Annotated in this window: 5 protein-coding genes and 2 pseudogenes; 5 read left to right on the top strand and 2 right to left on the bottom strand. The window is 62.8% G+C overall.

All coding sequences use genetic code 11. From position 1 onward, the window contains the following. Positions 1–2,190: pseudogene (locus tag B7L72_RS15415) on the top strand (chromosome segregation protein SMC); the annotation flags it as partial. On the opposite strand, the gene B7L72_RS15420 reads toward B7L72_RS15415, so the two are convergent. Beyond that, on the bottom strand, positions 2,187–3,356 hold the full coding sequence (locus B7L72_RS15420) for a mandelate racemase/muconate lactonizing enzyme family protein (protein WP_081137343.1): 1,170 nt from the start codon (positions 3,354–3,356) through the stop codon (positions 2,187–2,189). The pseudogene B7L72_RS15415 and the gene B7L72_RS15420 sit on opposite strands and share 4 nt — an antisense overlap. Before the next feature lie 102 nt (positions 3,357–3,458). On the opposite strand from B7L72_RS15420, the gene B7L72_RS15425 reads away from it, so the two are divergent. The 4 genes from B7L72_RS15425 to B7L72_RS15445 all read left to right on the top strand — a co-directional run bounded on the left by B7L72_RS15425 (position 3,459) and on the right by B7L72_RS15445 (position 9,177). Continuing rightward, the gene (locus tag B7L72_RS15425) at positions 3,459–4,367 is read left to right on the top strand and encodes a LysR family transcriptional regulator (RefSeq protein WP_081195359.1); all 909 of its coding nucleotides are present in this window, start codon (positions 3,459–3,461) and stop codon (positions 4,365–4,367) included. Positions 4,368–4,579: 212 nt separating this feature from the next. Further along, the gene (gene zipA / locus B7L72_RS15435; RefSeq protein ID WP_176212902.1) at positions 4,580–6,730 is read left to right on the top strand and encodes a cell division protein ZipA; all 2,151 of its coding nucleotides are present in this window, start codon (positions 4,580–4,582) and stop codon (positions 6,728–6,730) included. A 141-nt stretch (positions 6,731–6,871) separates the two neighbouring features. Beyond that, a complete protein-coding gene (gene ligA, locus B7L72_RS15440; RefSeq protein WP_081195728.1) occupies positions 6,872–8,908 on the top strand; it encodes an NAD-dependent DNA ligase LigA in 2,037 nt (678 codons plus the stop codon). After that, positions 8,905–9,177 (top strand): YheU family protein, encoded by a 273-nt coding sequence (locus B7L72_RS15445; RefSeq protein WP_016914817.1) that lies wholly within the window; start codon positions 8,905–8,907, stop codon positions 9,175–9,177. Before ligA ends, B7L72_RS15445 begins: the two co-directional genes overlap by 4 nt. On the opposite strand, the pseudogene B7L72_RS15450 reads toward B7L72_RS15445, so the two are convergent. Then, positions 9,171–9,465: pseudogene (locus B7L72_RS15450) on the bottom strand (bifunctional tRNA (5-methylaminomethyl-2-thiouridine)(34)-methyltransferase MnmD/FAD-dependent 5-carboxymethylaminomethyl-2-thiouridine(34) oxidoreductase MnmC); the annotation flags it as partial. The gene B7L72_RS15445 and the pseudogene B7L72_RS15450 sit on opposite strands and share 7 nt — an antisense overlap.

Below are 9,465 nucleotides of genomic sequence, written 5' to 3' on the forward strand. Positions count from 1 at the left end.
CAGGAGCACGCCGAGCATCACGCTCGGTTGACCGAGGCCGACCAGCGCGCCGCCACGTTCCAGAGCCAGCGCGAGCAGTGGCAGCAGCGCTTCAGCGATGCCAAGGCGGCTTACCAGCAGGCCCAGCAAGCGCGAGACCAGCAGCGTCAGGCGCTCAGCCAGCAGCAGGGCGAGTTGGCATCGCTGCAAGCATTGATCGATGCCGCCCTGGCGGACCACGACCCTCAATCTGGTGAGGCGCTGGCAGCATACGGTTTGGCCGAGGCACCGCGGTTGGGCGAGGCCATCGACGTGTCGGCGGGCTGGGAGCGAGTGATCTCCTGGCTGTTGGCCCCCTGGCTCAACGCGCGGCTGGTGGCTACCCAACAGCTGCAGGCGCTACCCGAAGCACTGGCCACCGACTGGTGCCTGATCGACCAGGCGCTGCCCGCCGGGCTGCCCAATACGGGCCAGCGGCTGCACACACTGGTCACTGGGGCAGGGGCCTTGAGCGAGTGGTTGGCGAGCATTCACTTCGTCGACAGCGCGGATGACATTGAGGCGCTGCTACCCAGCCTGGCCAAGGGTGAAAGCGTGGTCAGCCGCGATGGCGTCTGGCGTGGGCGGGGGTGGCTGCATCAGCAGGCCAACGGTGAAGGCGTGGATGCTCTGCTGGTGACCCGCCGCCGCTTCACCGAGCTGGCCGAGCAGCGCGCCCAGGCCGAAGAGGCGCTGGCGCTGCTCGATGCGCAGTGCGACACGGCCAGCGAGGCGCTGGACGCGCTGGAGGAGCAGCGCGAGCAGCAGGCCGAGCAGGAGCGTGATCACGCCAGCGCCCGCCAACAGCTGGCCATCCAGGAGCAGCGCCTGGCCCAGCGGCTGGAGCATCTGCAAGGCCGTGCCGCCGAGCTGGACGATGAGCTGGCCCGGCTGCAAGAGGATGAGGCGGAGTTAACGCTTACTTTGGAAGAGCAGCGTGCCCGCTGGCACACCGCCATGGAGCAGCTGGAAGCCGCCTCCGAAGCCCGAGAAACCAGCGCCGAGCAGCGCCATCAACAGCGTGAGCAGCGCGAGCGGCTCAATCAGCAGCACGCCCCGCTCAAGGCACGGCAACAGGCGCTGGCGCTAGAGCGAGAAAGGTTGAAGGCCGAGCGTGACAGCCTTCAAGCCCAGCAGGCCCGCTCCAGCGATAGCGAGGCGCGGCTGACCCTGCGCATTGCCGAGCTGGAAGAGTCCCGGGAAATGCTGGTAGAGCCGGATGAACTCGCCAGCGAAGAGTTGGAAGAGCTGCTGCATCAGCGCGAGCAGCAGGAGCGCCGCCTGAACGAGACGCGCCAGCAGGCCCAGGCCCTGGCCGAGCAGCTGCGCAATGACGAGCTGGCCCGCCAACAGCACGAGCGCAATCTGGAGCAGAGTCGCGAACAGCTACAGCAGCGGCGCATGGATGTGCAGGCGCTGGCGCTCAAGGCGGCCACCCAGGACGAGCAGCTGGCGGAGCTGGGACACAATGCCGATGAACTGGCCGAGACGCTGCCCCAGGACGCCAGCGAACCCACCTGGCAGGAGCGGCTGGAGAATACCTCCGAGAAGATTCGTCGCCTGGGCGCCATCAACCTGGCGGCCATCGAAGAGTATGACCAGCAGGCGGAGCGGCGTAACTACCTGGAAGCCCAGCATGCAGAGCTCAGCGAAGCGCTGGAGACCCTGGAGCGCGCCATCAAGCGCATCGACCAGGAAACCCGGGTGCGCTTCAAGGAAACCTTCGAACAGGTCAATACCGGGCTGCAAACCCTGTTCCCCCGCGTGTTCGGTGGCGGGGCTGCCTGGCTGACCCTGACAGGAGATGACCTGCTGGAAACCGGTGTGGCGATCATGGCACGCCCACCGGGCAAGAAGAACAGCACCATTCATCTGCTGTCCGGTGGCGAAAAAGCGCTCACGGCGCTGTCGCTGGTGTTTGCCATCTTCCAACTCAACCCCGCGCCGTTCTGTATGCTCGACGAGGTAGACGCGCCGCTGGACGATGCCAACGTGGGGCGCTACGCCAAGCTGGTCAAGGAGATGTCGGAGAACGTCCAGTTCATCTACATCACCCACAACAAGATTGCCATGGAAGCCGCCGAGCGCCTGATGGGGGTGACCATGCAGGAGCCCGGCGTCTCGCGGCTGGTGTCGGTGGGCATCGACGAAGCCGCCGCGCTGGTGGATTAGCCTTCGCCCAGCTCCCGCATCACCGCGTACAGCGCCGATTTTGCTTCGAAACCCACGCCGGGAATGTCCGGTAACCCCACGTAGCCATTCTCGACGCGAATGCCGTCGGCAAAGCCACCGAAGGGCTGGAAAACATCCGGGTAGGACTCGTTGCCTCCCAGGTGCAGCCCCGCCGCGATATTCAGCGACATTTGGTGGCCACCGTGAGGCACCACACGGCGTGAGGACCAGCCAAGCTCATCCATGACTTGCAGCGTGCGCATGTACTCCACCAGGCCATAAGAAAGCGCGCAGTCGAACTGCACGAAATCTCGGTCTGGGCGCATGCCGCCATGACGGAGCAGGTTGCGCGCATCCTGATGGGAGAACAGGTTTTCGCCGGTGGCCATGGGCAGGCTGTAATGGTTGGCCAGTTCCGCCTGCAGCGCGTAATCCAGCGGGTCTCCGGCCTCTTCGTACCAGAACAGTCGGTAAGGCTTCATTGCCTCGGCGTAGGCAATGGCCGTTTGCTGGTCGAAGCGCCCGTTGGCATCGACCGCCAAGCGGCTGCCATCGCCCACCACCTCCAGCACGGCCTCGATACGGCGCAGGTCTTCATCCAGAGAGGCCGCGCCAATTTTCATCTTCACTACCTCGTAACCGCGGTCCAGGTAGCTACGCATCTCATCTTGCAGTTTGGAATGGTCTTTGCCGGGGTAGTAATAGCCTCCTGCCGCATAGACCCACACATTGTCATCGGCCTGCCCGCCGCGATACCGTTCGGCCAGCAGACGATATAGCGGCTTGCCCTCGATTTTCGCGACGGCATCCCAGATGGCCATGTCGATCGTGCCTACCGCCACGGAACGCTCGCCGTGGCCGCCTGGCTTCTCGTTGGTCATCAGGGTTTTCCAGATCGCGAACGGGTCCAGGTTGTCGTTCGCATGGTCGATCAGGCTGTCCGGGTCGGCCTCCTTGAGGCGATCCAGGAAACGGTCGCGCATCAGAGCACCCTGGCCATAGCGTCCGTTGGAGTTGAATCCGTAGCCAATCACAGGCTTACCGTCACGGATGACGTCGGTGACGACCGCCACCACCGAACAGGTCATCCTGGAAAAGTCGATGTACGCATTGGCGATGGGGGAGGCGATAGAGACGGTTTTCTCACGAATTTCCAGAATACGCATGGCTGGCTCCTCAAACAGTGGTCGCCTCACCATAGGGGGTGACAGTGGCGGCTGACTAATGCTATTAGTCAGCTACCCCATGCTGAAATGGCATTGCCCGAGATGGAACTGAACTGGTTGGAAGACTTCAATGCCCTGGCCGAACACGGCAGTTTCATCCGTGCCGCCCAGGCGCGCCATGTGACGCAACCCGCGTTCAGCCGCCGAATCAGAGCGCTGGAGCAGTGGATGGGGGTGGCTCTTTTCGTGCGCACGCCCCAAGGCACCACGTTGACCGAGGCGGGCCAGCATATTCAGGCTAGTGTCATCGATGCCGCAGGGCGACTCTATCGTTTACGCAGTGAAGCCCAGGAAGTTGCCCAGCGCGCGACGGCGGCGCTCCAGTTTGCGGCCACTCATTCACTCTCGTTTACTTTCTTTCCGCGTTGGATACGCCAACAAGAGCAAAGTGCCGCGCTGCATGCCGTACAACTTCACTCCGATAGCATGGCCAACTGCGAGCAGCTCTTACTGCGCGGAACGGCACAGTTTTTATTGAGCCATCGAGACCCCGCCGTCGACTCGCCTCTGGAAGCGAAGCACTTCGAGAGTCTCACCGTCGGTCAGGATCGATTGATTCCTCTGGTGGGGCGCGAGCTGGGGCTTGGCGCGGCTTCCTCGTTTTTTCCTTATTTAGCGTACACTGACGCCTCGGGGCTAGGGCGCATTTTGCGCCATCGTCTGGGTCAGCGGCAGCCAGCCACACTCTCTTCCCAGGCCCATTTCAGCAGCCATCTGGCCGCCGTGCTGATGTCCATGGCCATCGAGAACAAGGGGTTGGCCTGGCTGCCTGAAAGTCTTTCCGAACAAGAAGTTGCGGAAGGGCGCTTGGTGCGTGCGCTGCCCCCGGAATGGGATGTGCCGGTGGCTATCCAGCTAACACGACCACGCCAGTTGGCCAGTACCTTTGCCAGCTCGTTTTGGCAAACGCTGGTGGCTACTCAGACAGGCAAGAACACGACAGCCTCATAGCGGCACTTTATGAGCTTGATAAGGTCTGTGGATTGGCTTAAAAAACGTATATGCCAGTTTAAAAGTGCAAATGCCTGCAAAAAGTGGCCCTTTTTGTAATAATCGCGCTATGCTAGGCATTAAACGTATATTGATCAGAAGGTCCCCCATATTTGGGTGCTGCGCATGCGCTGCATCTTGTAACCGGTTAGTTGACCCATGGAATGCTCGACATGGAATTAAGAGAGTGGTTAATCATTCTAGGACTGGCTCTGGTATCGCTCATCGTCGTTGATGGTGTGCGAAGGCTTCAACGTCAACGTCGTGTTCCGCAGCTGGATCAGGCTGGCAAGGATCTGCCCGCCGTCAAGCCGGAAGAGTTGAGTGACGAAGCCAGAGAAGCTGAAATCAACTGGGAGCTGCCCAACGGCGGTGCGCGGGTGGTCAAACCTGCCGATTACAGCGGCCTGGGCCAAAAGCCCAAATTAAAGCGTCAGGAGCACCCCGGGCCTTCAAAAGTCCTTTCTGACTTCCGCCGCTCGTTTGCCCAATCCGTTACCGCAAACGCCAGGTCGTTTACTTCGAAGTCTGCCAAACCTGCCGTGGCCCAATCCGAACCGACAACGGGTGAGGCAGCCAGGCACAGTGAGCCCCTGAAGGCGCCTTCTCGGGCCGAGCCGTCGATGGCTCCATCGTCCGTTACTGCACCTGCTGCACAGAGTGCCATGCCCGAGGCCGCCGACGCTGTTTCTCAAGAAGCCCCACATAGCGAGCCCCGTCGTGAGCCCAGCCTGTTTGCGGCTGAGCCTGTGGCCCCGCAGGACACCACCGTTTCCGCTGCTGCCCCCGTTGAACCAGCCACTCAGCAGCAGCCTTCACCGGAAACGGCGGCTCCCACGGTTTCCGAGCCTGCTGCCGAATCCGTACCAACCGTCCGCGTGGAAGCCCCCGCGGCGTCTGCCGTAAGTAAAGCAGCGGTTAGCGAAGCACCTGCCAGTGAAGCACCTGCCAGTGACGCAGCCGCTAGTATGGATGCACCCGACCAGTCAGCGGCCAGCGACGACGTCACCGTATCCGCACCTTCCAGTGAGCGCGTGGCTGCCAAAGACGTGACGAATCAGAACGACGTGACGAACCAGAAAGCCACGGCCGATCAGACAGTTGCGGCGAACCCTGAAAGCGACGAGCCCGTTCTGTCAGCCGGTGACACGACAGAAAGCACGCCGCTGAGCGCCGTGGAGCCAGAGCCCGATGCCGAGCCGGTGCTGCGCGCCGAGCCGGAAGATGCCGTCTTTGCCAAGACCTCCGAGACGCCGAGACGCCGCCAGCTGCGCTCGGATATCGTAGGTGATGTGGACGAGCTGGACGACGACGAGGTAGATCGTTACCGCTTGGTCGATTTCGAAGGCATTGGCCGCTCCTTCAAGCGCCGTATTATCGAGCGTCGCAAACAGAAAGCGATCAAGAAAGCCGAAAAAGCCAAGCGCGCCGAAGCGCTGGCCAAGCAGAAAGCCGAGCGCAAAGCGCTGGAAGCCGAGCAGCGCCGCGTGGCCAGGGAAGCCGCAGAAGCAGAGAAAGCGCGCATCGCACAAGAAAAAGCCCAGGCCCGGGAGCTAGCGGCGACGGAAGCTGCCGCCAAACGCACTTCGCGTGGCAAGGCCCCGGCTCTGGACAGCTACGAGGCTGCCGAGCGCTTCGATGCACCGCTTAGCGCCCATGATGATGCCTCGCCGCGCTATGATGCTCATTATGCCGACGATGCTCATTATGCCGATAGCGCCGCCGAGACAGATTACGACGCTGCTTACGCGGATATCGACGCGGGCTACGATGAGTCCTACGAGGCTCGGGACAGCGTGGTACGCGCCCACCCGACGCTGGAGAAGGCGCTGCGTCACGATGTCAACGGCGAGCACGCACGAGAAACCCTAGCCGATGCCGAAGAGATGATCGTCATCAGCGTGCTGTCTCGCGACCCGGAAGGGTTCGACGGCAGCAAGCTGCTGGAACTGATGATGGCGTGTGGCCTGCGTTACAGCCGTACCATGGGTGTCTTCCACCGGTTCGAAACCGAAAGCGCCGAGAGCGAGCTGCAGTTCTCCATGGTGAACGTGCTGAAGCCCGGCACTTTCCCCATCGAAGAGATGGACGAGTTCGTCACCCCGGGCATCACCTTCCTGATGCCGCTGCCTGGCGCGCTGGATAGTTCGGCTGCCTTCGAGGCCATGGTGGAAACCGCCATGGTGGTGGTACGCCACATGGGCGGCGAATTGAAAGATGAGAACCGTAGTGTCATGACGGCGCAAACCATCGAGTTTGCCCGCCAGCGTGTGCGCGAGTTCGAGCGTCGTCATCGACTGCATCGCCAGTTGCAGGCACGCTAAACGTTTCTGTCATGGCCACACCCGCCTTCTACCCGAAGGCGGGTGTTTTTGTTATTGCCGTTTCGATTGCTGCGCGTTTTTAATACTGCCCATTTTTATGTCGCACTGACCCCTTTTTTTCATCTGTTTCGGAATGCCCGCATGAGTTCGCTAGACCCCGCCCTGCTAGAAGAGATTGGCCAACTGCGCGCTGATCTGGATGACGCCAATTATCGCTACTATGTGCTGGACGAGCCAACGCTGACCGATGCCGACTACGACCGCAAACTGCAGCGTTTGCAGCAGCTCGAGGCAGAACACCCTGACCTGATATCACCAGATTCGCCCACCCAGCGAGTGGGCGCGGCCCCAGCGGAAGGCTTTTCGGAAGTGGCCCATGCCATTCCCATGCTGTCGCTGGACAACGCCTTCAGCCGGGAAGACATCGTGGCCTTCGCCCAGCGGGTGGCCGAGCGCCTGGAGTGCCAGCCCGAGGAGATCGAATTCAGCTGCGAACCCAAGCTGGATGGCGCAGCGGTCTCGCTGGTGTACGAACAGGGCGTGCTGGTCAGCGGGGCAACGCGTGGCGATGGGCGTACGGGCGAGGGTATTACCTCCAACCTGCGCACCTTGCGCTCGGTGCCGCTCAAGCTGATGGGCGGCACGTTGCCCGAGCTGGTGGAGGTGCGTGGCGAGGTCATCATGCGCCACGCCGGGTTCGAAGCGCTGAACCAGCGTGCCCGAGACGAGGGCAGCAAGGTGTTTGCCAACCCGCGTAACGCGGCAGCAGGCAGCCTGCGCCAACTCGACCCGCGCATCACTGCAACGCGACCGCTGGAGTTCCACGCCTATCAGGCGGCGCGGTTGGAGCCCGATATGGGCGATACCACCCACAGCGCCTTGATGGCCAGGCTCTCCCAACTGGGGTTCAAAACCAGCGCCGAGCTGAGCGTATTGCAGGGGCCAGACGCCGTGGCCGACTACTGTGAACGGCTGGGCGAAAAGCGTGACCAGCTGGGCTACGACATCGACGGCGTGGTGATCAAGGTCAACGACCTGCGCCACCAGCGGGAGCTGGGCTTCGTGGCCCGCGCGCCACGCTGGGCGGTGGCCTTCAAGTTCCCTGCCCAGGAAGAAGTCACGCTGCTCAACGACGTGGAGTTTCAGGTAGGCCGTACCGGCGCGATTACCCCGGTGGCGCGGCTGGAGCCGGTCACGGTGGCTGGGGTGACGGTGTCCAACGCCACGCTGCACAATGCCGACGAGATCGAGCGGCTGGGCGTCATGATTGGCGACACCGTGGCGATTCGGCGGGCGGGGGACGTGATTCCTCAGGTGGTGCGTGTCGATGTCGAGAAGCGCCCAGCCGAAGCCCGCGCCATTGTATTCCCTGATCAGTGCCCGGTGTGCGGCTCAGAAGTCGAGCGCCTGGAAGGCGAGGCGGTGGCCCGCTGTTCCGGCGGCCTCTACTGCGCGGCCCAGCGCAAGGAAGCGCTCAAGCACTTTGCCAGCCGCAAGGCCATGGACATCGACGGCCTGGGGGAGAAATTGATCGAGCAACTGGTCGAGCAGGATTGGGTCAAGACCCCCGCCGAGCTGTTCCACCTGACCGTCGAGCAGCTCAAAAGCCTGCCGCGCATGGGGGAAAAGTCCGCCACCAACCTGGTCAATGCGCTGGAAAAAGCCAAGCAGACCACGCTGCCACGGTTCATTTACGCACTGGGCATTCGTGAAGTGGGCGAAGCCACCGCCGCCAACGTGGCCAACCACTTTGGCACGCTGCAAGCCCTTCAGGAGGCCGACACGCCCGCGCTGGAAGCGGTCAACGATGTGGGGCCCATCGTGGCGAAGCACATCCATACCTTTTTCCGGCAGCCGCACAACCTCGACACCCTGGATGCGCTGATTGCGGCGGGGGTCGTCTGGCAGGAAACCGAGGTGGCCCAGGGGCCCACGCCGCTGGAAGGCCAGTCCTGGGTGCTGACCGGCGCCATGGAGAGCATGACCCGTGACGAAGGCAAGGCGCGTTTGCAGGCGCTGGGGGCCAAAGTGGCGGGTAGCGTGTCCAAAAAGACCACCTGCCTGGTGGCCGGTGAGGCTGCGGGCAGCAAGCTCACCAAAGCCGAGGAACTAGGCGTCGAAGTGATCGACGAAGCCACCTTTATCGAGCGTTTGAGCGCGTGGGAGCAGAGCGAATGAGCCGTTTCATAGAAGTACCCGCCCGCATGCTGCCGCCCGAGACGCTGGATGCGCTGCTGGAAGCGTTCGTGACCCGCCAGGGCTACGACACCACCGATACCGGCGAAGGCATGCGCGGCTGGGTCGCCGAGGTCAAGCGGCAGCTGGAGCGTCACGAGCTGATCATCGCCCATGACCTGGAGCTGGAAATGACCGAAGTGATGACGCTCGCCCAATGGCGTGCCTTTGGGCGGGAGCTGGCCGATGACGAGGAAGAGGGCGATTACTGAGCGCGGATCAGCGCACTGATCAGGCGTCTTCCCGGGTGCAGGTGGTCCACCAGCGGCTGCTCCAGAGGGAGCGGCTCATCGCACAGGCTGGAAGCCAGCACTTCGGCGCACAGCGGCGCGCTGGCCAGCCCACGAGAGCCATGGGCAGTGGATATCCACAGCCCGGCATGGTGTTGGCCTGGGGTCTCCGGCACCTTCGAGGCATCCTTGGCCAGCGCCGCGTAGGCCGTGCGCCACGCCGCCGCGTCGGGCACTGGCCCGGCATAGGGTGTCTTGTCGGGGGCTGGC

Source organism: Halomonas sp. BC1, assembly GCF_002078135.1.
Classification (GTDB): domain Bacteria; phylum Pseudomonadota; class Gammaproteobacteria; order Pseudomonadales; family Halomonadaceae; genus Vreelandella; species Vreelandella stevensii.

Coding starts and splice junctions, on each gene's coding strand:
- B7L72_RS15420 (WP_081137343.1), bottom strand. CDS start 3,356: ATGCGTATTCTGGAAATTCGTGAGAAAACCGTCTCTATCGCCTCCCCC.
- B7L72_RS15425 (WP_081195359.1), top strand. CDS start 3,459: ATGGAACTGAACTGGTTGGAAGACTTCAATGCCCTGGCCGAACACGGC.
- zipA (WP_176212902.1), top strand. CDS start 4,580: ATGGAATTAAGAGAGTGGTTAATCATTCTAGGACTGGCTCTGGTATCG.
- ligA (WP_081195728.1), top strand. CDS start 6,872: ATGAGTTCGCTAGACCCCGCCCTGCTAGAAGAGATTGGCCAACTGCGC.
- B7L72_RS15445 (WP_016914817.1), top strand. CDS start 8,905: ATGAGCCGTTTCATAGAAGTACCCGCCCGCATGCTGCCGCCCGAGACG.